The sequence below is a fragment of the Bacillus sp. 7705b genome, from assembly GCF_002289525.1.
Taxonomy (GTDB): Bacteria; Bacillota; Bacilli; order Bacillales; family Bacillaceae; genus Bacillus; species Bacillus halotolerans.
The window spans coordinates 94,681-119,834 of sequence record NZ_NSDH01000003.1; the positions used below are offsets into that span (position 1 = coordinate 94,681).

Consider the following 25,154-nt stretch of genomic DNA (forward strand, 5'->3'; position numbering starts at 1 on the left):
GGAACGCTCGATGAAGACGCAATATCGCCTCGCAGCTGAACGTGATGCCGAACAGCTTCTCGAGCTGACATGGCGCGCCTACGAACCGATTCGAAAGCTCGGCATTCGTTTTGCCGCGGCCCAAGCGGATCTGGATCTGGTCTTAAACAATATCCGAAAAAACGCCTGTTATGTCATGGAAGAAGACGGGCGGATCATCGCGACCATCTCCTTACGAATGCCTTGGGGACAGCAGCCTGGACCATATGGCGTTCCTCATATCTGGTGGTTCGCTGTTGATCCTGAAACCGGGCAAAAGGGAGTCGGGACAAAGCTGCTTCAATGGCTTGAGCAGACCATCCTGCGCGATACGTTAAAGGTTCCGTTTGTATCGCTAGGAACAGCGGATAAGCACCCGTGGCTGATCGAGATGTATGAAAGAAAAGGATATGTCCGAGCAGGCGAGAAGGATCTGGGCAAAGGACATATGACAGTCTATATGAAAAAACAACTGCGACATGACCTATAAAAGATAAAAGGCGGGAAAATCAAATGAAAATGAAAAAATGGACTGTGCTGTTAGTTGCTGCGTTATTAGCCGTGCTATCAGCTTGCGGCAATGGAAACAGCAGCAGTAAAGAGGATGACAACGTACTTCATGTGGGTGCGACCGGACAGAGCTACCCGTTCGCTTATAAAGAAGACGGAAAGCTGACAGGTTTTGATGTAGAAGTAATGGAAGCTGTTGCAAAGAAAATCGGCATGAAACTGGACTGGAAGCTGCTCGAATTCAGCGGTCTGATGGGAGAACTTCAAACAGGCAAGCTTGACACCATTTCCAATCAGGTAGCGGTGACAGATGAACGCAAGGAAATGTACAACTTCACAGAACCGTACTCTTATGCAGGAACACAGATTGTCGTCAAAAAAGACAACAACGACATCAAATCAGCAGACGATTTAAAAGGAAAGACAGTAGCTGCTGTTTTAGGTTCAAATCACGCGAAAAATCTTGAAAGCAAAGATCCTGACAAAAAAATCAATATCAAAACATACGAAACACAAGAAGGCACCCTGAAGGATGTCGCATACGGACGTGTGGACGCTTACGTAAACAGCCGAAGTGTGCTGATCGCGCAAATTAAGAAAACAGGCTTGCCGTTGAAGCTTGCCGGAGATCCAATTGTGTACGAACAAGTCGCATTCCCATTTGCCAAGGATGACGCGCACGACAAGACCCGTAAAAAAGTCAATAAAGCGCTCGATGAACTGCGCAAAGACGGAACGCTTAAAAAGCTTTCAGAAAAATATTTTAACGAAGATATCACAGCAGAACAGAAGCATTAAGAAACGGCGGTGAACCACCAGAATGAATACGATTGATTGGGAATTCATGATCTCTGCATTCCCGACTTTAATTCAGGCCCTTCCGATTACATTGTTTATGGCTATAGCAGCTATGATTTTTGCGATTATCGGAGGACTTATTCTCGCACTCATTACAAAAAACAAAATTCCAGTGCTTCATCAGCTGTCAAAGCTGTATATCTCATTTTTCCGGGGCGTGCCGACACTTGTGCAGCTGTTCTTAATTTATTACGGGCTGCCGCAGCTGTTTCCGGAGATGAGCAAGATGACAGCTCTCACAGCTGCCATTATCGGTTTAAGTTTAAAAAACGCCGCCTATTTGGCAGAAATCTTCCGCGCCGCCCTTAACTCTGTTGATGAAGGGCAGCTGGAGGCGTGCCTGTCTGTCGGTATGACGAAACTTCAGGCTTACAGACGAATTATCCTTCCGCAAGCAGTCAGAAATGCGATACCGGCAACGGGTAATACATTTATCGGCCTCCTAAAAGAAACCTCATTGGCATTTACTTTGGGTGTCATGGAGATGTTTGCGCAAGGTAAGATGTATGCATCTGGAAATCTGAAGTATTTTGAAACCTATTTGGCGGTTGCGATTGTCTACTGGGTTCTTACAATCATTTACAGCATCCTGCAGGACTTGTTTGAACGCGCCATGAGCAAGCCATACCGGACTTAGAGGTGAAATCAGTTGATAAAAGTAAAAAATATTCGCAAAGCGTTTAAAGATTTGGTCGTGCTGGACGGAATCGACCTTGAAGTAAAACGCGGAGAAGTGGTGGCGATCATCGGTCCGTCCGGTTCCGGAAAATCAACGCTTCTTCGGTGCTTGAATCTATTGGAGCGCCCCAATCAAGGCATCATTGAAATTGGAGAAGCCAAACTGAACGCGGAAAAGTTTACACGCAAGGAAGCGTACCAGCTCCGTCAGCAAACGGCCATGGTCTTCCAAAATTACAATCTGTTCAAAAATAAAACCGCCCTGCAAAACATTACTGAGGCTTTACTCACGGCTCAAAGAAAATCACGAGATGAAGCGAACCGCATTGGGATGGAGATTCTGAGGCAGGTTGGTTTAGAGCATAAAGCTGACAGCTACCCGATCACAATGTCCGGCGGCCAGCAGCAGCGAATCGGCATCGCGCGGGCACTTGCGGTCAATCCGCATGCGATTTTGCTGGATGAACCGACTTCGGCGCTTGACCCAGAGCTCGTGGCGGGTGTGCTTCAGGTCATCAAATCGATTGCGGAAAAACAAACAACAATGATCATCGTCACCCACGAAATGGCATTTGCAAGAGAGGTTGCCGATAAAGTGATTTTTATGGCAGACGGCCATATTATCGAGCAGGGAACGCCTGAAGAACTGTTTGACCATCCGAAAAACGAACGGACGAAACGATTTATCAAGCAGGTGGGAGAGCCTGCAGAGCTTATATAGAAGGGAAGAAGAAGAATGGCCGAAGAAGCGTTTCATACACGTTTAATCAATATGCGGCGTGACCTTCATGCACACCCTGAACTTTCATTTGAAGAGTTTGAAACGACAAAAAAAATCCGCCGCTGGCTCGAGGAAGAACATATAGAGATTCTTGAGGTTCCTCAATTAGAAACAGGTGTAATTGCGGAAATCAAAGGGCAGTCAGACGGACCTGTGATCGCGATACGAGCGGACATTGATGCGCTCCCGATCCAAGAACAAACGAACCTGCCGTTTGCCTCTAAGATTGACGGCGCGATGCATGCGTGCGGGCATGACTTTCATACAGCTTCCATTATCGGCACGGCCATTTTGCTGAATAAAAGAAGAGACGAGCTGAAAGGCACGGTCCGCTTTATCTTTCAGCCAGCGGAAGAAATCGCCGCAGGAGCAAGGAAAGTCATAGAAGCAGGCGTGCTAGACGATGTTTCCGCCATTCTTGGCATGCACAATAAGCCTGATTTGCCTGTCGGCACCATTGGGATAAAGGAAGGTCCGCTCATGGCAAGCGTTGACCGGTTTGAGATTGTTGTGAAAGGAAAAGGCGGACACGCCGGCATTCCCAATAACAGCATTGATCCCATAGCAGCGGCAGGCCAAATGGTCAGCGGTCTGCAATCTGTGGTCAGCCGCAACATCAGCTCACTGCAAAACGCGGTCGTCAGTATCACAAGATTACAGGCAGGCAGTTCATGGAATGTGATTCCGGACCAGGCTGAAATGGAGGGCACCGTTCGCACCTTCCAAAAAGAAGCGAGAAAGGCCGTTCCGGAGCATATGAAACGAGTGGCTGAAGGAATCGCCGCGGGCTACGGGGCACAGGCCGAATTCCGGTGGTTTCCTTATTTGCCGTCCGTTCAGAATGACGGCACGTTTTTGAACGCGGCGTCAGAAGCTGCGGCCCGGCTTGGCTATCAAACGGTTCATGCGGAGCAATCTCCGGGCGGAGAAGACTTCGCTCTGTATCAAGAGAAGATCCCGGGATTTTTTGTGTGGATGGGAACGAACGGTACAGAGGAGTGGCATCACCCGGCGTTTACATTGGATGAAGACGCACTGCAAGTTGCATCCAGCTACTTTGCTGAGCTGGCTGTTATTGTACTGGGGTCAATCAAATGATCCAAACAGAACTGACAGCAGGTCTTGCTGAGGCCGTAAGATTATCACAGCCTGAGAACGCCACTGACGCGATGCGTGAAGCCAAAAAGGGATTGCTCGATTTTACAGCCGCATCATTTGCCGGAAAAGAAGAAAACGGCATTCAAAAGCTTTTGCAGCTGATCGAAGAGGAAGGCGGCACGCCCCTTGTCCCTATTATCGGACAAGGGAAAAAGGCAGCGCCATTACAATCTGCGCTGCTCAATGGATTTATCGCCCATGCGCTGGATTTCGATGATGTCCATTCCGATGTAAGGGGACATCCGAGTGCAGTTATTTTGCCGGCACTCATTGCTTCAGCTGCCGCTCGAGAAAGTGACGAGCGGCTTCTTGGCGCTTATATTGTCGGTGTGGAAGTAATGGCAAGGCTTGGGGAGTCGATTGGCAGCCCGCACTATGAAAAAGGCTGGCACAATACGGGAACGCTCGGGGCCATAGCCGCCGCCTGTGCTGTAGGGTTCGCGGAGGAACTCACTCAAGAAGAAATGGAAAAAGCAATTGGTTTTGCCGCAACGCAGTCTGCCGGAATGAGGGTGCAATTCGGCACAGAAATGAAACCGCTGCACGCAGGGCTGGCAGCTCAATCAGGCTTACTTGCTGTTAAGCTGGCCCAATCTGATGTTGGAGGCTCTCGTACGGCACTGGATGGAGAAAAAGGTTTTTTCAGCCTATACGGTGATTTAGACAAGGCTCAAACCACGCTGTTAAGCCATTGGGGCAAACCATGGAGAATCGTGAAGCCAGGTTTATGGTTTAAAATCTATCCATTTTGTTCTGCGGCGCACCACGCGGCAGATGCCATTCGCGAGCTTATCTCTCAGGAAGCCATTTCTGCTGACAATACAGAACGGATTGAAGTCGTTTTTCCGCCTGGCGGAGATGCTGCATTAACGGCAAGATCACCAAAAACAGGAGAGGAAGGCCGCTTCAGCGTTGAATATGTCATTGCCCTTGCCCTGCACGGACAGAAGCTGATTGCTGACCATTTCAACAGCGAGCCAATACCAAATCATATGCAGGCCGCAATGCGTCATATTCAGCGTGTGTATGACAATCGCATTCAGCCAGCCTCTCAAGCGGTTCCGAAAGGCCGCTTCACCATTGTCCGGGCATTTTTATCAGATGGACGCATATGTGAAGCGCGGGTGGACTGCCCGAAGGGAGCTCCCGGAAACGGTCTGTCTGAAGAAGATGTAAAAGAAAAATTAAAATCAGCGCTGCCAAGTGATGTGCAAAAAGCATCGCATATCATAGAGGCCATTGAGTGCGCTGACATGAAAGAATTTATATCGCATTTAGATTAGAATCCGCCTCTCATCCCCGCCTTCAGATGATATGATAAAGCCAAATCATACGTTTGAAAAAGGAGAAAGGCCATGACGGTAAATGATGCGGTTGTATGTATTCTGGCAGTTTTTTTATTATTGGGAGCAGCCGATTATTGCTTGGGAAACAGGTGGGGGCTTGGCGAGCGGTTTGCGGAAGGCTTTAAGGCCATGGGGCCGCTTGCGCTGTCAATGGTCGGGATTGTGTCGCTGGCGCCAGTGCTTGCGGCCATACTGATACCCGTCGTGTCTCCGGTCTATGCCGCCATTGGCGCAGACCCTTCCTCCTTTGCCAACACCATTTTGGCCATTGATATGGGGGGCTATGCGCTGGCACAAGAAATGGCGAAAGATCCGGACGCCGGCTTGTTTTCATGGGTATTTCTGGGGACGATGATGGGGCCGGCGATCGTATTCACCATTCCCGTCGCTCTTGGCATAATTGAAAAGCAGGATCACCCGTATTTTGCAAAAGGCATTTTAATCGGACTGTGCACTGTGCCGATCGGATGCTTCGCAGGCGGGTTAGCTGCGGGATTTGAGATGGGATTGATCCTGAAAAACATTCTGATTCCAAGTCTTTTTTCTGCGGTTATCGCTTTTGGACTTTGGCGCTGCACCGACAAGACAATCCGCGTATTTCACGTTTTCGGGAAGGCTGTCAGTATTGTTGCGATCATTGGGCTTGTTGCTGTCTCAATTGAAACAATGACAGGCATTGTATTAATACCTGGCCTCGAAAAGATGGAAACAGGCATACAAACCGTAGGCACCATCGCGGTTGTATTGGCGGGCGCTTTTCCGCTGACAGCCTTTATCACAAAAGCTTTTGAGAAGCCGCTCCATACATTAGGCAGGCTGTTACACTTAGATCAGGCAGCGACAGCGGGAATGGTTGCTTCTTTGGCACATCTTATCCCCATGCTCGCCTTATTAAAAGACATGACGCCGAGAGGAAAGGTTATCAATGTCGCGTTTGCGGTCAGCGCAGCCTTTGTGCTCGGCAGCCATCTCGGCTTTGTGACGGGAATGAAGAAAGAAATGGCAGCGGCCATGATCGTCGGGAAATTAGCTGGCGGCATTACGGCTGTCGCGGCAGCTGCGTGGACGACACCCGCCTATACGGCCAAAAAGCAAAGACACGATTCTCTTGAAGGATAGTCTGTTTCAATTCTCCTCATTCGGGAAATGATACAGTAACGTTTCCGGAAAGAGGGTTGGGCACATGGATGCGAAGGACCAGTGCATCTCTAAAATAAAACAGGAAACCAAGCCTTGGATACAGCGATTCGGAAGGCTTGGTTATTTTACATTCGGCGGCGTTTTTATCTTGCTCGGCATTCTGGCATTGATGACGGCTGCCGGAGCTGGCAGCGGGGCAAAGGATTCAAGCGGAGCGCTCCAAACCTTATCACGCATGCCATACGGATCGATTCTGCTTTTCTTCATCGGGATCGGACTCATCGGGTATGTCATATGGATGGTGCTGAGTGCGGTTAAGGATACAGAGGGCCATGGCACGGGAAGACGGGGCCTGTCACGAAGAACGGGAAATTTGTTCAGCGCCGTCGTATACGCATCGATTGCGTGGAATGCCCTTCGTTTTGTCTTTGATCATGGGAGCGGCAGCACTTCAGAACAGACGTGGTCCGCTTATGTATTGGCGCAGCCGTTTGGCCAGTGGCTGACGGGACTCACAGGAGCGGGCTTTATCCTATTTGCGATGGTTCAATTCATGAAAGGTATTCGGGTTTCTTTTATGAGAGAATTCGATACGTCAAAAATGAGCAAAGAAATGATATGTATTGCAAAAAACACAGGACGCGCAGGCAACATCGCCCGTGCCATTATTTTCTCAGCCATCGGTTTCTTTCTCATAAAAACCGCTCTCACCTCTGATCCGGACGACACAAGAGGCTTTGACGGGGCGCTCGCCGAGCTCGCGCAGCAGCCGCATGGCAGAGTGATTCTGATCTTTTTGGCGTGCGGGCTTGTGTTATATGGAATATACGCCATCATGAAAGGCATTTATCAATATATGAAGTGGGAAAAATAAGCTCTGGGCAGATCTGTGCCAGAGCGTTTTTCAGTTTCTTGCAAATCAGGTGGATGAAAGCTGTTGCCAGCCTGTATAATAAAAGCAAATCAAAAGCAGGTTCACCATGAACTGATCCAAGGGAGGTGCGGAATGGATCGGGAAAAACAACAATTAAGCATAGAAGCGGCAAGGCTTTATTATCAGTCTGACTACAGTCAGCAGCAAATCGCAGAGCAGCTCAGCATTTCTAGGCCGACCGTTTCCCGATTGCTGCAATACGCAAAAGAAAAAGGATTTGTCCAAATTCGCGTGATGGACCCTTTTGAGGATTTAGATGCGCTCGGTTCCATGCTGGAAGAGAAATACGGGCTTCTCGAAGCGCACGTTGTGTTTTCTCCGACACCGGACTATGCAGCAATCACACATGGCTTGAGCCGTTACGGTGCAGAATATATGCATGAAACGGTAAAAGACGGCGACATCGTCGGCGTCAGCTGGGGAACCACCATGTATCAGATCGCGCAAAACATGCAGCCAAAGCAGGTAAAAGGCGTAGAGGTCGTCCAGCTGAAAGGCGGCATCAGCCATTCCCGGGTAAACACCTATTCAGCTGAAACGATTCAGCTGTTTGCAGAGGCTTTTCAAACGATGCCGCGCTATCTTCCGCTTCCCGTCGTGTTTGATAATGCGGATGTGAAGAAAATGGTGGAGAAAGACCGTCATATCGAGCGGATCATTGAGATGGGCAAGCAGGCGAATATCGCTCTTTTCACGGTGGGAACAGTCCGTGACGAAGCGCTGTTATTCCGGCTCGGCTATTTTAACGAAGAAGAGAAAGCGTTGCTGAAACATCAGGCTGTCGGAGATATCTGTTCGCGTTTCTTTGACGAGGAAGGGAAGATTTGCAGCACCGCCATCAATGACCGGACCATCGGCGTCGAGCTTGAGGATCTGAGGCTGAAGGAACGCTCTATATTAGTGGCCGGCGGAAGCCGAAAAGTGTCCTCCATCCATGGTGCGTTAACAGGAAAATATGCCAATGTGTTAATCATTGACCAGCATACCGCAAGGGCACTTGTTAATGATTTGTGACACCTTCAGACCGTTCGCTGAACAAAATTTCAATTACCAATTTACATATGTTCAAAAGTCGGGTATGCTAAAAAATATCTTAACAAAAAAGGAAGTGTGCGAAGGATGACATTAGCCAATAAAATTGATCATACAGCTTTGAAACCGCATACACAAAAAGCGGATATTCTGAAATTAATAGAAGAAGCGAAAACATACAAATTCGCTTCTGTATGTGTAAACCCGACATGGGTGCAGCTGGCTGCAAAAGAGCTTGAGGGAACAGGAGTTGACGTATGTACAGTCATCGGCTTCCCGCTCGGCGCCAACACAACAGAAACAAAAGCGTTCGAAACGAAGGATGCGATTTCAAAAGGCGCCACTGAAGTGGACATGGTCATTAACATCGCTGCTTTGAAAGACAAAGAAGACGACGTGGTGGAAGCGGATATCCGCGGTGTGGTGGAAGCTGCAGCCGGAAAAGCGCTTGTCAAAGTTATTATTGAAACATGCCTGCTGACAGATGAAGAAAAAGAGCGTGCATGCCGTTTAGCGGTTTCTGCGGGAGCGGATTTCGTGAAAACCTCAACAGGCTTCTCAACAGGCGGCGCAACGAAGGAAGATATCGCTTTAATGCGCAAAACAGTAGGCCCTGATATCGGCGTAAAAGCATCCGGGGGTATCAGAACGAAAGAAGATGTAGACACGATGATCGAAGCAGGTGCAAGCCGCATTGGCGCAAGCGCAGGTGTTTCCATTGTAAAAGGAGAGAACGGAGCCGGCGGAGACGATTATTAAGAAGCAGACGGAAGGCACTTCGCTTTCCGTGCCCTTCTTTTCTTTCCGGGGAAATAATAATGTAAGCGAATACAAATAAAGGAGAAACACATATGAAGTATTTGATTGGGATTATCGGTTTAATCGTGTTTTTAGGCCTTGCGTGGATCGCGAGCAGCGGCAAAAAAAGAATTAAGATCCGCCCAATTATTGTCATGCTCATTTTGCAGTTTATTCTCGGTTACATTCTCCTCAATACGGGGATCGGGAATTTTCTCGTAGGAGGATTTGCACAAGGATTCAGCTACCTGCTTGGCTATGCGGCAGAAGGAATCAACTTTGTGTTTGGCGGTTTGGTGAATGCGGATCAATCGACATTCTTTATGAACGTTCTCTTGCCGATTGTATTTATTTCAGCACTCATCGGGATTCTGCAAAAATGGAAGATCCTCCCGTTTATTATTAAATACATCGGCCTTGCCCTCAGCAAGGTTAACGGGATGGGAAGACTGGAGTCGTACAATGCTGTTGCATCTGCGATTTTAGGGCAATCAGAAGTATTTATCTCCTTAAAGAAAGAACTCGGTTTACTGTCACAGCAGCGGTTGTATACGCTTTGCGCTTCTGCGATGTCAACCGTATCCATGTCAATCGTCGGCGCTTACATGACGATGCTGAAGCCTGAATACGTCGTAACGGCTCTTGTATTGAACTTATTTGGCGGTTTTATCATTGCCTCTATTATTAATCCTTACGAGGTCGCAAAAGATGAGGATATGCTCCGTGTAGAAAATGAAGAAAAACAATCCTTCTTCGAAGTGCTCGGAGAATACATCTTAGATGGTTTCAAAGTAGCGGTTGTTGTCGCAGCGATGCTGATCGGATTTGTCGCGATTATTGCTTTGATCAATGGTATTTTTAACGCTGTACTCGGTATTTCCTTCCAAGACCTGCTTGGATATGTGTTTGCTCCATTCGCTTTTCTTGTCGGTATTCCATGGAATGAAGCTGTTAACGCCGGAAGCATTATGGCAACAAAAATGGTATCAAACGAATTTGTCGCCATGACGTCTCTTTCGCAAAACGGTTTTCATTTCAGCGGCCGTACAACAGCGATTGTATCAGTATTCCTCGTTTCGTTCGCGAACTTCTCTTCCATCGGTATCATTGCCGGTGCTGTAAAGGGTCTGAATGAAAAACAAGGAAACGTCGTTGCTCGTTTCGGTCTGAAATTATTATACGGCGCTACGCTTGTCAGCTTTTTAACAGCGGCAGTTGTAGGTCTGATTTACTGAACATAATCGAAAAGGATCGGTGACTATAATGAGAATGGTAGATATTATCATCAAAAAACAAAACGGAAAAGAACTCACCACAGAAGAAATCCAGTTTTTCGTGAACGGCTATACGGACGGAAGCATTCCTGATTATCAGGCAAGCGCGCTTGCCATGGCGATTTTCTTCCAGGATATGAGTGATCGTGAACGGGCGGACTTAACAATGGCTATGGTGAACTCCGGTGAAACGATTGATCTTTCTGCCATTGAAGGAATTAAAGTAGATAAACATTCAACCGGCGGCGTCGGCGACACGACCACACTCGTGCTTGCACCGCTTGTCGCGGCTCTTGATGTGCCAGTTGCCAAAATGTCCGGCCGCGGCCTCGGCCATACGGGCGGAACAATTGATAAATTAGAGGCGATCGACGGGTTTCACGTGGAACTGTCAAAGGAAGAATTTATTAAGCTAGTGAACCGCGACAAGGTTGCCGTCATTGGCCAAAGCGGCAACTTAACGCCAGCGGATAAAAAACTGTACGCCCTGCGTGATGTAACGGGCACGGTGAATTCCATCCCGCTTATTGCTAGCTCCATTATGAGCAAAAAAATCGCTGCCGGAGCAGACGCGATCGTGCTTGACGTGAAAACGGGAGCGGGCGCCTTCATGAAAACAGAGGAAGATGCGGCTGAACTCGCGAAAGCAATGGTACGAATCGGCAACAAGGTCGGCCGCCAAACGATGGCTGTCATCTCCGACATGTCCCAGCCGCTCGGCTTTGCGATCGGAAATGCGCTTGAAGTGAAAGAAGCGATTGACACGCTCAAAGGCGAAGGCCCTGAAGACCTGCACGAGCTTGTCTTAACACTCGGCAGCCAGATGGTCGTGCTTGCAAAAAAAGCAGGTACATTAGACGAAGCAAGAGCAAAGCTTGAAGAGGTCATGAAAAACGGCAAAGCGCTTGAGAAATTCAAAGATTTCTTGAAAAACCAAGGCGGTGACAGCTCGATTGTTGATGATCCGTCTAAGCTTCCGCAAGCGGCTTATCACATTGATGTGCCAGCCAAAGAAGCGGGTGTCGTCTCCGAAATTGTCGCAGACGAAATCGGCGTCGCAGCCATGCTGTTAGGTGCCGGACGCGCCACAAAAGAAGACGAAATCGATTTAGCCGTCGGCATCATGCTCCGCAAAAAGGTCGGCGACAAGGTTGAAAAAGGCGAACCTCTCGTTACGCTCTATGCCAACCGGGAAAATGTCGATGAAGTCATCGCGAAAGTATATGGCAATATCCGTATCGCAGCGGAGGCGAAGGCGCCGAAGCTGATTCATACGTTAATTACAGAATAAAAATAAAGCACATCCCATCCTGAGTGGGGTGTGCTGTTTTGATTAAAGGATGTGATCAACCTGATATTCCTCTTGTCCGATTTTTTTTGCTTTCGTAAGATTTCTTCTGAAATAGAAGATGAGATAGCATAGGATGATACAAGGGATTCCGCAGAAGAGAGCGATTCTTTGATTGGGATCAAAAGCGAGACCGATACAAGAAGCTGAACATAATAAAAGAGCGGCTATAGGCATAAGAGGATAAAGCGGTGTGCGAAATGTCAGATCTTTTACATTCCCCCCTTTTTTAAGAAATCTCTTTCGGAACAAGAGTTGAGACAGCGCAATGCTCATCCAGACCACGACCCCTGCAAATCCAGCAATCGCTACCATCACCACATAAACAGTTCCAGGCGCCACAATACTGGAAACGAGAGATAAACAAGATACAGCCATACTGATGATTAAGGCATGTAGTGGAATGCCTTTAGATGTGACTTTTTTAAAACGAGAGCTGATCATGTTTTCATTTGCTAACGACCACAGCATACGGGTTGAGGCATACAGGCCTGAATTGGCAACGGACAGCAAGGCTGTTAATATAACAAAATTCATAATATCGGCGGCGTACGGGATTCCGATTTCTGCAAATACTGCTACAAAGGGGCTTTCGATTACTCCTGCTTCTTTCCATGAAATCAGTCCGGATAATACGAAGACGGCACCGATGAAAAAAATGACTGTCCGCCATGCGACATTGCGGATGGAACGCGGAATATCCTTTTGAGGATTTGCGGATTCACCTGCTGTGACTCCGATTAATTCTGTTCCGGAAAAGGCAAAACTCACAGATATCATGGCGATAAATACAGCGAGAAAGCCGTTCGGAAACAATCCTCCATGACCTGTGAAATTTGAAAACATAGGGGCATCAGCCGTCCCGTTTAAAGAGATCAAGCCAAACATGGCGGCGCCTCCTAAAATGATAAATAAAATGATGGTGACAATCTTCACGCTCGAAAACCAAAATTCAGTTTCCGCAAATAATTTGACTGAAAATGCGTTGCATACGAAAAGAAGAGCTGCAAAAATCGCACTCCACATCCATACGCTGCTGTCAGGAAACCAGCGCTGCATGAGAATACCGGATGCGGTAAACTCAGAACCTACCGTCACCACCCAATTCACCCAGTACATGATGCCGACCATAAAACCGGTAGATGGCCCGATAAATGTTGTGGCGTATTTTTGAAAGGAACCGGTCACCGGCATGGCGACCGACAATTCACCAAGACATTGCATGACGAGGTACATCATCAATCCGCCGATTAAATAAGCGAGTATCGTACCGCCGGGACCGGCTTGGCTGAGCGTATAGCCCGTACTGAGGAAAAGTCCTGTTCCGATGACGCCTCCCAATGAAATCATAAATAAGTGCCTGCTTTTCATTGTCCGTTTTAGCTGATGGCCGCTTTTCTCTTGAAGACCCACCGTTTCGTCCTCCTTTTAGCTGCCGTTTATCAGGCAGATGAGTTTTCTTGTAACCAAAATACAACCTGCCGGAAGATCACTTGAATCGGGAGCGTTTCATTCCTTTTAATGCGTGTAACAGAACGTGAGCTGCGGCTCTGCTTGTCATATCTCGAAAATCGAGGGTGGGATCAACTTCAACGATTTCGATCCCTGCGACATTGGGCTCTTGTGCGATGTACTTGATTGCTTCGAGTAATTCGTCTGTATAGAGGCCGCCCGGGCCAATCGCTGGACAGCCGGGTGCATGGGACTGGTCTAAGACATCCATATCAACAGATATGAAAATGAAGTCTGTTCTAGTTTGAACGGCAGGCAGGATCTCTTTAATGGTCGGGATCAGTCCTTTTTCACGAATCATTCCCATCGTGCGGATGTCCACGTGATGATTTTTCGCGTATGTTTCATAAGCCAAGCTGTTGCTGAATTCTCTGATACCCAGTTGAATCAAATGCTGGCCTTCTATGATCTCTTCATCCAAAAGGCGACGGAAGGGGGTGCCGTTTGTCGGCCCTCCGTCCTCCGTGTTCCGCACATCATGATGGGCATCAAATTGAATAACGGCTGTCGTTCCTTTCGTTTGCGCAATCGCTTTTATGGTGGAGTAGCTGATGGAGTTATCTCCCCCGAGTATGAGCGGTACCCAATCTGGGTGATCTGAAAGCAGAGCATGCATGGTTTGGAAGATTTGATCATGTGATTTCACGATATCAGTCACATGAATATCGACATCCCCCAGATCATAAAGAAAATCTGATACGACATGTTCCCCAAGCTCCGCAGAATAAGCAGATGAATGTTTTAGAGCCTGGCGGATTGTTCCGGGGGCGAAGGAAGCGCCGGAATGACTGATGGATGATTTTGACAGGGGGGCACCTATCAGCGCCGGCCCCTTAATGCCTTGGCCGTCCCATTTTTCTATCAGATCGCTCATTTTCGTTACATCCCGGTCTTTAAACAATGAACCGGCCTCTCTGAGAAAAGGGTATTTATCCAAGAATGGCTCCCTCCCTGTTGACAACAAATGTCCCATTTTTCATGACTTGATGTACATGATTGACGCCGTAGTGATACGGAATATACATGTAATTCGAGGCTTGCCAAATGACAAGATCAGCTGAGCGGCCAGCTTTGAGCTGCCCTGCTTCTTCGCCTTTTCCTATGGCATATGCGGCGTTGACTGTGACGGCATGCCATATTTCTTCTGCGGTCATTTTCAGATGAAGCGCGGCAATCGACATGATCAGCTGAATATTTTCAGTTGGGGAGCTGCCCGGGTTAAAGTCCGTTGCCAGGCTCACACGTACGCCCGCATCAATCATGTCTCTTGCCCTGGCATATGTGTGTTTGCCGAGATAAAATGTCGTGCCCGGCAAGAGGACGGCGATGGTTCCTGATTCAGCCATTTGCTGTATGCCTTCATCAGAGGCGCCCACCAAATGATCGGCTGAGACAGCTCTTAGCTCAGCCGCTAATTCAGCTCCTCCAAGAGGATCAATTTCATCAGCGTGGATTTTTAATCCGAATCCCGCCTCAGCCGCTTTTTTTAAGTAACGTCGGGATTGACTGACTGTAAAAACGCCTGTTTCTGTAAAAATATCTGCAAAGGCTGCGAGCTCCCCCTCTTTTATTTCTGGCAAGAGATCCAGCATGCGATCTAAAAATTCATCGGGGCTGTCCTTATCTTCAGGAGGAATGGCATGAGCCCCCATGAATGTGGAGACAAGGTCAATGGGCTGGCTCTCATGCAGTTTTTTCACGACACGCAATTGTTTCAGCTCAGTATCTTTATCTAAGCCGTAGCCGCTCTTCACTTCAGCCGTGGTCGTGCCGTATGACAGCATTCTTTGCAGATGAAAACGGCCTTTTTGCAGCAGCTCTTCTTCTGAGGCGGCCCGGGTGTCTTTGACAGTGGACAAAATACCGCCTCCCTGCGCCAGAATATCTAAATAGGGGATGCCCTGAAGCTTTAGATTCATCTCCTTTTCCCGAGATCCGCCAAATACAAGATGGGTATGCGGATCGACGAGGCCCGGCGTTACAAGCCGTCCCGAACAGTCAATGATGTCGTCTGCCTCGTAATCGGCTTCAGTCCCTTTTTTTCCGGCGAACACAATCTTCTGTTCGTGGATTCCGACAACAGCGTCTTCGATCACATGAAGATCCTGCATGCTGTTGCCCGCGCGCGGGCCGCTGCTTTCCATCGTTAAAAGCTGACCGATGTTGATGAGAATCGTATCAATTTGTTTCGGCATGTTATCACTCCCTTATTTTTGCATCGGCACGATAATGTCCTGCTTCTTCGCTACTTCAACGGCACGTTCATAACCCGCATCCGCATGGCGGATAATGCCCATCCCCGGATCGCTCGTTAAGACCCTGGCGAGCCGTTCGTCAGCCAGCTCACTTCCATCGGCAACTGCGACCATACCGGCATGCAGAGAATAGCCCATTCCGACGCCGCCGCCATGGTGGAAGGAAACCCAGCTTGCACCCGCGGCCGTGTTGACAAGCGCATTGAGCACAGCCCAATCGCCGACAGCGTCACTTCCATCCTTCATCGCTTCAGTTTCCCGGTTTGGAGAGGCGACAGACCCGCAGTCCAAATGATCTCTCCCAATCACGACAGGCGCTTTTAGCTCCCCGTTTCGGACCAATTCGTTAATGGCAAGGCCCATCTTTTTTCGTTCTCCATATCCAAGCCAGCAAATGCGGGACGGCAAGCCTTGGAACGTGACTTTTTCCTGTGCCATATCGATCCAGCGGTGAAGGGCCTTGTTTGCCGGGAACAGTTCTTTTAATAACGCATCCGTACGGTAAATATCTGCCGGATCACCGGAAAGTGCCGCCCAGCGGAATGGTCCTTTTCCTTCACAGAATAAGGGACGGATGTAAGCAGGGACAAACCCCGGAAAATCGAAGGCATTCTCCAGGCCTTCATCTTTAGCAACTTGCCGGATATTGTTGCCGTAGTCAAATACAATTGAGCCCTTTTGTTGAAATGCCAGCATGGCTTCCACATGTTTTTTCATGCTTTGTTTCGCAAGGCGCACATAAAGGTCTGGATTGTCTTGACGCAAGCGATCGGCTTCATCAAGTGAATAGCCCTCGGGAACGTAACCGATTAATGGGTCATGGGCAGACGTCTGATCGGTGACGATATCAATGGTGACGCCGCGGTTCAGAAGGATATGGTGAACCTCTGCCGCGTTTCCGAGAAGAGCGATGGAGAGAGGTTTTCCTGCCAGCTTTGCCTCTTCAGCCCACGCTAAGGCTTCCTCAATCGACGCTGTTTTACGGTCACAGTATTTCGTTTCAATTCGTTTGTCGATTCGATTTTCATCAACCTCGACGGCAATCACAACTCCGTCATTCATCGTGACAGACAGCGGCTGGGCGCCTCCCATTCCGCCGAGACCGGCTGTCAGCGTCAATGTTCCTTTTAAGCTGCCTCCGAAATGCTGTCTCGCGAGCTCAGCGAAGGTTTCATACGTTCCTTGCAAAATGCCTTGTGAGCCAATGTAAATCCAGCTGCCAGCTGTCATTTGCCCGTACATCATTAACCCTTTTTTCTCAAGCTCGTGGAAATGCTCCCAGTTCGCCCACTTTGGAACAAGAACAGAGTTTGCTAAAAGCACGCGCGGTGCCTGCGGGTGCGTACGGAACATGCCAACGGGTTTTCCGGATTGCACGAGCAATGTCTCATCATGTTTTAGTGTTTTCAGAGAATGCTCAATGGCGCGAAATGCATCCCAATCCCGAGCGGCTTTGCCAATCCCGCCGTATACGATTAGGTCTTCGGGCTTCTCGGCGACATCTGGATCAAGGTTGTTGCGAAGCATCCGAAGCACCGCCTCTTGTTCCCACCCTAAACATTCAAGCTCTGTCCCCCGGTTGGCACGGATTGATTTTTTTACATCAGTCATATGTTCATCCCCCTCAATTCTTCGTTCTGTTGATATGGTAATAAAGATTCCTTCTTCAGCCAGGCAGTCAAGCATTCGATGTCATAGGAAAAAACACGGTCCTGCTGAATGGACGGCACGACTTTTCTCATTTCTTGAAAAAGCTGTTTGGTGTAGGACGCTGCATGTTCTATGCCTCTGTATTCAACAGCCTGCAATGCGCAAATCGCTTCAATCGCAATCACTCTTCTCGTATTCGCGATCACCTGATAAGCATGCCGAGCGGCGATGGTTCCCATGCTGACATGGTCTTCTTGGTTGGCGGATGACGGAATAGAATCCACACTTGCAGGATGGGCCAGTGTTTTATTTTCAGAAACAAGCGAGGCAGCGGCATACTGCATGATCATTGCACCGGATTGCAGACCGGGATGAGGGCTTAGGAACGGCGGCAGGTCATTCAGCTGCGGGTTTACAAGGCGCTCTATCCTGCGCTCTGCGATATTCGCAAGCTCTGATACTGCAATTTTTAGAAAATCCATGGCAAAGGCGATCGGCTGCCCGTGAAAGTTTCCGCCAGAAATGACTTTGTCACCATCATTGAAAATAAGAGGATTGTCCGTAGCTGCATTCATCTCAATCTCTAATTTTTCCTTCACGTAGCCTAACGTCTGCCAGGTCGCACCGTGCACTTGCGGAATACAGCGCAATGAATATGCATCCTGGACACGCAGTTCTCCTTGAGAGGTCGTCAGGCTGCTGTCAGATAGATAAAAACGGATTCGTTCTGCGACATCGATCTGCTCCTGATAACCGCGTGCGGAGTGAATATCCTCGTCAAACGCATCGATAATCCCGCGGAGCCCTTCAATCGTTAAGCTGGCAATGCGCTCTGTTTGGTAGGCTAGTTTTTCCGCTTCAATGTATGCGACCACACCCATAGCGGTCATAGCCTGTGTGCCGTTAATCAGGGCAAGCCCTTCCTTGGATGTCAGCGCTACCGGCTGAATGCCGGCTTTTTTCAAGCCTTTCATTGCCGGCATCCTTTCTCCCTCAAAAAAGACTTCTCCTTGCCCGATCAGTGCAAGCGCCAGATGGGAGAGCGGCGCCAGATCCCCGCTTGCACCAAGTGATCCCTGCTGGGGAATGACAGGATGGACACGTTTATTTAAAAAAGCAAGCAATTGGTCAATCAGCTCAGCACGTACACCGGAAAATCCTTTTAACAGCGCATTGGCGCGCAAAAGCAGCATGGCCCTGGAAACACACTCAGGAAAAGGATCGCCGACTCCGCAGGCATGAGAAAGAATTAAATTCAGCTGCAGCGCCGCCGAGTCTTCCTTCTGAATCAGGACATCACTGAATTTGCCAAATCCGGTGGTAATGCCGTATATTGTCTTTTCTTCGTGAACAATCCGCTCCACTGCCGCTCTGCTTTTTTTCACACGCTCCATACTTTCTTCGGAAGCCGCTGTCTCTTCAAAATCAAACAGCACTCGCGCGACGTCGGCTGTTGTCAATGAAGAACCGTCTAATGTCACCATAAGCCCAACTCCTTTGTCTTTACTTTGGTAAAGCGCCCATACAAAAAGGGGCTATGCTGTGAAAATCTGATTTCACGCATAGCCCCCTATCGTCTAAGATCTATGGGCTGTTTCATATGTGATTAATTCCAACGCCGAATGTTTCATGCTCAAGTCCTTTAATCGGCGCCCCGATTGTTCCGTAAAGCGAGACAGCAATCCAATCGCCTTCCGCTTCGCTTTCATAAGGATTTCCCCTCAAAACGGCGAACCTCAGGCCAACCGTCCGAAGCAGCGATCCAAGCAGCATTTCACCTCTGGTCACGCCATGTAAAGCCTCCATCGTCGCATGATAAAGCGCATGTGACTCACGGTAACCCTCTGATTGAATGACTCCGCTCTTTTTGGAAGCGGTTTCAATTGCGGCTACTACTTTATGCGCGTCCATTGATCCTACCTTGCCGAGACAGACCTTCCATCCATCTCGCTCCAGCTCCTCGACCTGTGAACGTTCTTCAGCTTCATGAAGCAGCAGAAGAACAGACAGCCGGCCGATCCGGCGCTCTTTGTGCAGTGTCATATGAATCACTCAATTCCTAAAAATTCTGATAACTATTAACTGAGTATTATATTAATTGTTTCAGCAATAGAAGTCAAAAGGTTTTTTACAGTCTTTAACAAGTTAGATTGGTATTGTGATATCGTGACGCAGAAATCTAGCACATTGCACACCATAGCAAGACAGGTGTGCGGGCGGCTGCTGTCGTACTCTAGATATGAGTTCAAATAGAAGGGGAGCGAAGTGCAGTGAAGAGCTTACATTGGGGAATCATCGGCCTTGGCGCAATCACCTCAGATTTCGCCAAAGCGCTGAGAGAAGTAAACGGAACGGTCTATGCTGCAGGGTCACGAAGCTTGGATAAAGCCAAGGCGTTCGCCAAGGAGCATCATGTGGAAAAAGCCTATGGCAGCTACGAAGAACTGCTGCTAGATGAGAATGTTGATATTGTCTACATTGCCACTCCGCATTCAAACCACTATGAATATATAATGAAAAGCCTTCAGCATCACAAGCATGTTCTTTGTGAGAAGGCCATTACCGTCAATGCGAGACAGCTAAAGGAGATCATCGGTTTGGCTAAAGAAAAACAGCTTATTGTATCTGAAGCGATGACCATCTACCATATGCCGCTGTATAAAAAACTCCGGGAGATCGTAAAGGCGGGTCGCATCGGGCCCCTTAAAATGGTTCAAGTCTCCTTTGGAACGTGCAAGCCATACGACGTCACAAACCGGTTCTTTAATCAGGAACTGGCTGGCGGCGCACTCTTAGACACAGGAGCCTATGCGCTCTCGTTCGCAAGATATTTTCTCACGAGCCAGCCGAATGAGATCCTCAGCACGGCCAAGCCGACTGATACAGGTGTAGACGAGCAGTCAGGCATCATCTTAAAAAACACCGACAGCGAAATAGCCGTCATATCGCTGACCATGCGCGCAAAAATGCCAAAAAGAGGCGTAGTCGCTGGAGAAAACGGCTTTATCACAGTCGACGATTTTACAAGGCCGGACAAAGCACTCATTACGTACGCCAATGGAAAAACAGAGGTGATTGAAGAAGGAGAAACTGCAAAAGGGTTGAACTATGAAGTAGAGGATATGCAAAATGCAGTCCTGCATCAAACAGGCAGCCAAACCATCAGTCTCTCCCTGGATGTCATGAGCATCATGGACAATGTAAGACAACAGTGGGGAATCACCTATCCGTTTGAATATGAAAACATCCGGCCTTCCTAAAGGGCGGGTGTTCCTTCATGAAATGTAAGCGCTTAAAAATTTAATAAAAAAGAGAGGCGAACTGTTCAGATGTTCAACCGATTGTTTCGTGTATGTTTTCTTGCTGCTCTTCTCATGGCTTTCACCCTGCCCAACGCTGCCCATGCACAAAAGGCAGAAAAACCCGTCTTTAAAGAAGTCAGCGTCCATGATCCTTCCATCATTGAGACGAACGGCAGCTTTTATGTTTTCGGATCTCACTTAGCTTCAGCGAAAACAAATGACCTCATGCAATGGCAGCAGCTGACTAGCAGTGTCAGCAACAATAACCCTCTTATTCCCAATGTCTATGAAGAATTAAAAGATACCTTCGAATGGGCGCAATCCGATACCCTGTGGGCGGCTGATGTCGCGCAGCTGGCGGACGGCAAATACTATATGTACTACAATGCCTGCCGCGGTGACTCACCAAGATCCGCCATGGGAGTGGCCGTCGCTAACAACATCGAAGGGCCCTATAAAAACAAGGGCATCTTTTTGAAATCAGGCATGGAAGGCACAAGCAATGACGGAACACCGTATGACGCAACAAAACACCCGAACGTCGTAGACCCGCACACCTTTTTTGATAAAAACGGCAAGCTGTGGATGGTGTACGGTTCATATTCAGGCGGCATTTTCATCCTGGAAATGAATCCGAAAACTGGCTTCCCGCTCCCTGGACAGGGGTACGGCAAAAAACTGCTCGGCGGCAACCACAGCAGAATCGAAGGCCCATATATCCTCTACAATCCAGACACCAACTACTACTACTTATACCTATCATATGGCGGTCTAGACGCAACAGGCGGCTACAACATCCGTGTCGCCCGCTCCAAACAACCAGATGGCCCGTATTATGACGCAGAGGGCAATCCAATGATTGATGTCAAAGGCAAAGAAGGCACATTCTTCGATGACCGCTCCATTGAGCCGTACGGCGTCAAACTCATGGGCAGCTATTCATTTGAAACAGAAACTGAAAAAGGAGCCGGATACGTCTCACCGGGCCACAACTCAGCCTATTATGACGAAAAAACCGGCCGTTCCTATTTAATCTTCCACACCCGCTTCCCGGGCAGAGGTGAAGAACACGAAGTCAGGGTCCACCAGATGTTCATGAACAAAGACGGCTGGCCGGTAGCAGCGCCATATCGATACGCAGGTGAAACACTGAAAAAAGTAAAGCAAAAAGACATCACAGGAACATACAAACTCATCCAGCACGGAAAAGACATCTCAGCCGACATCAAAAAAACCATCAACATTCAGCTCAACAAAGACCACACCATTTCCGGGGAAATGACCGGAACGTGGAATAAAACTGGAAATGACGCAGCCGAAATCACGTTAGCCGGCAAGACGTATAATGGCGTATTTTTACGCCAGTGGGATTCGGTGAGAGAGAAGAATGTCATGACGTTTAGTGTGTTGAATGGCAGCGGTGAGGCTGTTTGGGGAGTAAAATTATAAGTTAAATTATGTTTGAGAACCTTTTCTTGATTTAAGAAAAGGTTCTTTTCTTACTTACTACTCTAATAGGTATTTTGATAATCTCTTATTAATTTTGTATACTATAACAAAAAATAACAATTTTATATAGATAAATAAGATGTTTTTGGAGGGAATAATTTGTCGGGTGTAAGCATTGAGGTAGGTAATACAACATATTCTGAGCAAATTAAAGAATGGCGATTATCTAAACGTGATAATGCTAAAATAATTGTTCATATTACATTGAAAAGTGGAATGAAGAAAAGTGAAGAGTTAGATAGGTGTATAATTAGACCTGTTCGAGAAATGGCCATTAACAAACAAGAACGACTTGTTTTAAAGGGAAATGTAAAAGCGAATATTGAAAACGTTATAATATATGGAGATAAATATGCCGTTTTGAATTTTAGTGGAAATGATCAGAAATATATTTATAAAGAAAAAGATATTGAAAAGATTACTTTGGGTAATGCAAAGTTTAAACATTTATTAGATTATTTTGGATATATAGCAGCTGTTAAAGATAAAACACAAAATGATATCCCACCTATTTTGGAAGGTGAAATTCAGCGTATGCCATTGAGAATAGAAAGTGCTCTCTATGCTTATTTTTCGAAGGAAAGTCGAGCATATAAGGATTCAGAGACACTCCTTTTTCCTTTTGGTTTAAACCTAAGTCAGATCCAGGCAGTTCAATCTGCTTTTTCTTCTCAAATAAGTGTAATTGAAGGCCCTCCTGGTACGGGAAAAACACAAACTATTTTAAATCTAATCACTAATTTAATGATGAAAGGAAAGAATGCTGCGATTGTCTCAAGTAATAACTCTGCAGTTGACAATGTTAGAGAAAAAATGAAGAAAGCAGGCTACGATTTTCTTCTTGCATCATTAGGTAGCCAAGATAATCAAAAAAAATTCTTTGAGAAACTTCCGGAATTTCCTCAAAATATAGCCGAATGGAAGATTGAGAATGAGAGAGAATCAGAGTTACTGAAAAGCCTCTTAAATGATGTAGAATCTATTAAAGAACTATTAAAGTTACAAAACAGACAAGCAGTAATAAAACAGCAAATAAAAGACCTAGAAACAGAGGAAAAATATTATAAACAACATTTTGATTCATTAGAAACAATAAAGCCAAAGCTTTTACCCTTTTATAAGTTTAATAATTCTAAGATTCTAAATTTTATGGTTGATGAAGTACTCAACAAACAAAACCGTATGAACTTCTTTAAGAAAACAAAATATCTTTTCTACTATGGATTATATGACTTCAAACAAATAGGGGACAGTTTAAATAAAGAGAAAATGCTTTCTCAACTCCAATATCAATTCTATAAGCAAAAACTAATTGAATTAAATACCGAGTTAAGTAAAATAAATCAAATGCTACATGCCAAAAATTTTGACGCGCTAAGTAATCGAATTCAAAATTACTCTACATTAATTTTCAAAAATTATATACATAATAAACAAAAAACGATTAAGAAAGAGATTTTTGAGCACAAGAAATATAAAGATGCAAAGCAGTTTGATCGATTTATAAATCGATATCCTATTATTCTGAGTACTGCATTCTCTTTAATGAAATCAATTCCAGATGGTTTCTTATTTGATTACTTAATTGTAGATGAAGCCTCACAGTTAGAATTGATGCCAGGTATCCTTGCTCTAGGTTGTGCTAAAAATGTAATTATTGTTGGAGATACAAAACAACTACCTCACATACCAGATAAGAACATATCAAAGGGAGAAATGGGAATCGAACCTTGCTTTGATTATGTAGAAAATAGCCTGCTACATTCAATTTTAAAAGTATATGAGAATAAAATTCCCGTTACTTTGTTAAAGGAGCACTATCGTTGCCACCCTATGATCATCAAATTTTGTAATGAACAATATTATGAAGGCAATCTCATTCCGTTGACTAAATATGATGAAGTAGAGGATTCTTCAATTATTTTAATAAAAACCGTTAAAGGAAATCATATGAGGTTTCAAGGCGGACGACACAATGTTCGTGAATTGGATTCTCTTGAAGAGGCAACGATTAGAGAGAAGGTTTTCCCACATGATTTTGATGATATTGGATTTATTGCTCCTTATAGAGCCCAGATACAAGCAGCTAATCGTTATATGAGAGAAGAAATTATTAAAGATACTGTACATAAGTTTCAAGGAAGAGAATGTGATGGGATTATTTTCTCCACAGTACTTGATGATAAGGGTGGTAAAAAGGATATTGAATTTGTTGATAGTGCCACTTTAATAAATGTAGCTATATCGAGAGCAAAAAAACGTTTTGTTTTAGTATCTGCCGTCGATATTTTCAAGAGAAGTAACAAAGAAATCTCCGAGTTAATACGTTATATGGAATATTATACAGAAGCTAGTTTATATCATGAAAGTCAGGTCATTTCTGTGTTCGATTTACTATATAAAGAATTCTCCGAAGTTTTAGTGCAACGAGAAAATAAACTGCGAGAGAGTGACTCAAAGTATAAATCTGAAAGGATTATTGCAAGTTTACTCAGAGATATTCTTAAAGAAGAAGCCTATAAAAAAATTGAGTTTAGAAGGGAGTACCGTTTAAAGGACTTATTTAACGATACCTCTCATTTAAATCAAGAGGAACAAAAGTTCGTTAAAACAGTAGCTCGATTTGATTTTTTGCTTTATTACAAAATGGGGAATGAACCTGCTGGTGTAATAGAGGTAGACGGTACTGCTTATCATTATTCAAATGACCAGAAAAGACGGGATCAATTAAAAGATTCTATTCTGAAGAAATCGGGGATACCTTTTACTAGATTAAGGACAAATGAGAGTGGCGAGACTGAAAAAATAAAAGTACTGCTAAATTCTATTTTAAAACGAATAAGTTAAAGAATGATTAAAATACTAGCAAGGGATAAGTGAATATTGCTTAAATAGTTTTTCGTCTAACTATTTAGCTCTATAGGGTTTTATTTTGGTGAGTGAAAATAACTCTATATAGTCAAAAAATTATGTTGTTGTCCCACAACCTATTCAGTATGATAAAGTTTAACTAAAAATGAAGATCAGATCACTAAATGTAATATTAAATAT

21 protein-coding genes are annotated in these 25,154 nt (G+C 46.2%); 15 read left to right on the top strand and 6 right to left on the bottom strand.

Annotation, left to right across the window (positions count from 1 at the left end; translation table 11 throughout):
- The first annotated feature begins 10 nt into the window (after window positions 1-10).
- From CJU60_RS00895 to CJU60_RS00950, 12 genes are all read left to right on the top strand, one after another.
- Window positions 11-508 (top strand): GNAT family N-acetyltransferase, encoded by a 498-nt coding sequence (locus CJU60_RS00895; RefSeq protein WP_095712643.1) that lies wholly within the window; start codon window positions 11-13, stop codon window positions 506-508.
- 23 nt (window positions 509-531) lie between these two features.
- The gene (locus CJU60_RS00900) at window positions 532-1,326 is read left to right on the top strand and encodes an amino acid ABC transporter substrate-binding protein (RefSeq protein WP_095712644.1); all 795 of its coding nucleotides are present in this window, start codon (window positions 532-534) and stop codon (window positions 1,324-1,326) included.
- A 22-nt stretch (window positions 1,327-1,348) separates the two neighbouring features.
- Window positions 1,349-2,023, top strand: a complete 675-nt coding sequence (locus CJU60_RS00905; protein ID WP_095712645.1) for an amino acid ABC transporter permease — start codon at window positions 1,349-1,351, stop codon at window positions 2,021-2,023.
- A gap of 12 nt (window positions 2,024-2,035) precedes the next feature.
- The gene (locus tag CJU60_RS00910) at window positions 2,036-2,785 is read left to right on the top strand and encodes an amino acid ABC transporter ATP-binding protein (RefSeq protein ID WP_024123422.1); all 750 of its coding nucleotides are present in this window, start codon (window positions 2,036-2,038) and stop codon (window positions 2,783-2,785) included.
- Window positions 2,786-2,800: 15 nt separating this feature from the next.
- Window positions 2,801-3,943, top strand: a complete 1,143-nt coding sequence (locus CJU60_RS00915) for a M20 peptidase aminoacylase family protein (RefSeq protein ID WP_095712646.1) — start codon at window positions 2,801-2,803, stop codon at window positions 3,941-3,943.
- Complete coding sequence (locus CJU60_RS00920; RefSeq protein WP_095712647.1) at window positions 3,940-5,286, top strand: MmgE/PrpD family protein; 1,347 nt, start codon at window positions 3,940-3,942, stop codon at window positions 5,284-5,286. The genes CJU60_RS00915 and CJU60_RS00920 overlap by 4 nt, the downstream gene beginning before the upstream one ends.
- A gap of 72 nt (window positions 5,287-5,358) precedes the next feature.
- Window positions 5,359-6,468 carry an ethanolamine utilization protein EutH gene (gene eutH, locus CJU60_RS00925; RefSeq protein WP_095712648.1) on the top strand — a complete coding sequence of 370 codons (1,110 nt, stop codon included), beginning with the start codon at window positions 5,359-5,361 and terminating at the stop codon, window positions 6,466-6,468.
- 64 nt (window positions 6,469-6,532) lie between these two features.
- Window positions 6,533-7,363 carry a DUF1206 domain-containing protein gene (locus CJU60_RS00930; protein ID WP_095712649.1) on the top strand — a complete coding sequence of 277 codons (831 nt, stop codon included), beginning with the start codon at window positions 6,533-6,535 and terminating at the stop codon, window positions 7,361-7,363.
- Between the two features lie 132 nt (window positions 7,364-7,495).
- Window positions 7,496-8,437: a DNA-binding transcriptional repressor DeoR gene (gene deoR / locus CJU60_RS00935; protein ID WP_024123417.1), complete on the top strand. Its 942-nt coding sequence runs from the start codon at window positions 7,496-7,498 to the stop codon at window positions 8,435-8,437.
- Window positions 8,438-8,542: 105 nt separating this feature from the next.
- Window positions 8,543-9,214 carry a deoxyribose-phosphate aldolase gene (gene deoC / locus CJU60_RS00940; protein ID WP_024123415.1) on the top strand — a complete coding sequence of 224 codons (672 nt, stop codon included), beginning with the start codon at window positions 8,543-8,545 and terminating at the stop codon, window positions 9,212-9,214.
- A gap of 92 nt (window positions 9,215-9,306) precedes the next feature.
- Entirely contained in the window at window positions 9,307-10,488 is a 1,182-nt protein-coding gene (gene nupC, locus CJU60_RS00945; RefSeq protein ID WP_024123414.1) for a nucleoside permease NupC, read from the top strand.
- Window positions 10,489-10,516: 28 nt separating this feature from the next.
- Entirely contained in the window at window positions 10,517-11,818 is a 1,302-nt protein-coding gene (locus CJU60_RS00950) for a pyrimidine-nucleoside phosphorylase (protein ID WP_095712650.1), read from the top strand.
- Between the two features lie 42 nt (window positions 11,819-11,860).
- On the opposite strand, the gene CJU60_RS00955 is transcribed toward CJU60_RS00950, so the two are convergent.
- The 6 genes from CJU60_RS00955 to hutP form a co-directional block, all read right to left on the bottom strand.
- The gene (locus tag CJU60_RS00955; protein ID WP_095712651.1) at window positions 11,861-13,288 is read right to left on the bottom strand and encodes an amino acid permease; all 1,428 of its coding nucleotides are present in this window, start codon (window positions 13,286-13,288) and stop codon (window positions 11,861-11,863) included.
- Between the two features lie 76 nt (window positions 13,289-13,364).
- Window positions 13,365-14,324: a formimidoylglutamase gene (gene hutG / locus CJU60_RS00960; protein ID WP_095712652.1), complete on the bottom strand. Its 960-nt coding sequence runs from the start codon at window positions 14,322-14,324 to the stop codon at window positions 13,365-13,367.
- Entirely contained in the window at window positions 14,317-15,582 is a 1,266-nt protein-coding gene (gene hutI / locus CJU60_RS00965) for an imidazolonepropionase (protein ID WP_095712653.1), read from the bottom strand. Before hutI ends, hutG begins: the two co-directional genes overlap by 8 nt.
- A 12-nt stretch (window positions 15,583-15,594) precedes the next feature.
- Window positions 15,595-17,253 carry a urocanate hydratase gene (hutU, locus tag CJU60_RS00970; RefSeq protein WP_095712654.1) on the bottom strand — a complete coding sequence of 553 codons (1,659 nt, stop codon included), beginning with the start codon at window positions 17,251-17,253 and terminating at the stop codon, window positions 15,595-15,597.
- The gene (hutH, locus tag CJU60_RS00975; RefSeq protein ID WP_095712655.1) at window positions 17,250-18,776 is read right to left on the bottom strand and encodes a histidine ammonia-lyase; all 1,527 of its coding nucleotides are present in this window, start codon (window positions 18,774-18,776) and stop codon (window positions 17,250-17,252) included. Before hutH ends, hutU begins: the two co-directional genes overlap by 4 nt.
- A gap of 112 nt (window positions 18,777-18,888) precedes the next feature.
- Window positions 18,889-19,335 (bottom strand): histidine utilization transcription antiterminator HutP, encoded by a 447-nt coding sequence (gene hutP, locus CJU60_RS00980; RefSeq protein ID WP_127696305.1) that lies wholly within the window; start codon window positions 19,333-19,335, stop codon window positions 18,889-18,891.
- A 227-nt stretch (window positions 19,336-19,562) separates the two neighbouring features.
- Between hutP and CJU60_RS00985 the strand changes: the two genes are divergently transcribed.
- The 3 genes from CJU60_RS00985 to CJU60_RS00995 all read left to right on the top strand — a co-directional run bounded on the left by CJU60_RS00985 (window position 19,563) and on the right by CJU60_RS00995 (window position 24,950).
- The gene (locus CJU60_RS00985) at window positions 19,563-20,552 is read left to right on the top strand and encodes a Gfo/Idh/MocA family protein (protein WP_095712657.1); all 990 of its coding nucleotides are present in this window, start codon (window positions 19,563-19,565) and stop codon (window positions 20,550-20,552) included.
- Between the two features lie 69 nt (window positions 20,553-20,621).
- Complete coding sequence (gene abnB, locus CJU60_RS00990; RefSeq protein ID WP_095712658.1) at window positions 20,622-22,043, top strand: arabinan endo-1,5-alpha-L-arabinosidase AbnB; 1,422 nt, start codon at window positions 20,622-20,624, stop codon at window positions 22,041-22,043.
- A 159-nt stretch (window positions 22,044-22,202) separates the two neighbouring features.
- A complete protein-coding gene (locus CJU60_RS00995; protein ID WP_095712659.1) occupies window positions 22,203-24,950 on the top strand; it encodes an AAA domain-containing protein in 2,748 nt (915 codons plus the stop codon).
- Window positions 24,951-25,154 lie beyond the last annotated feature (204 nt).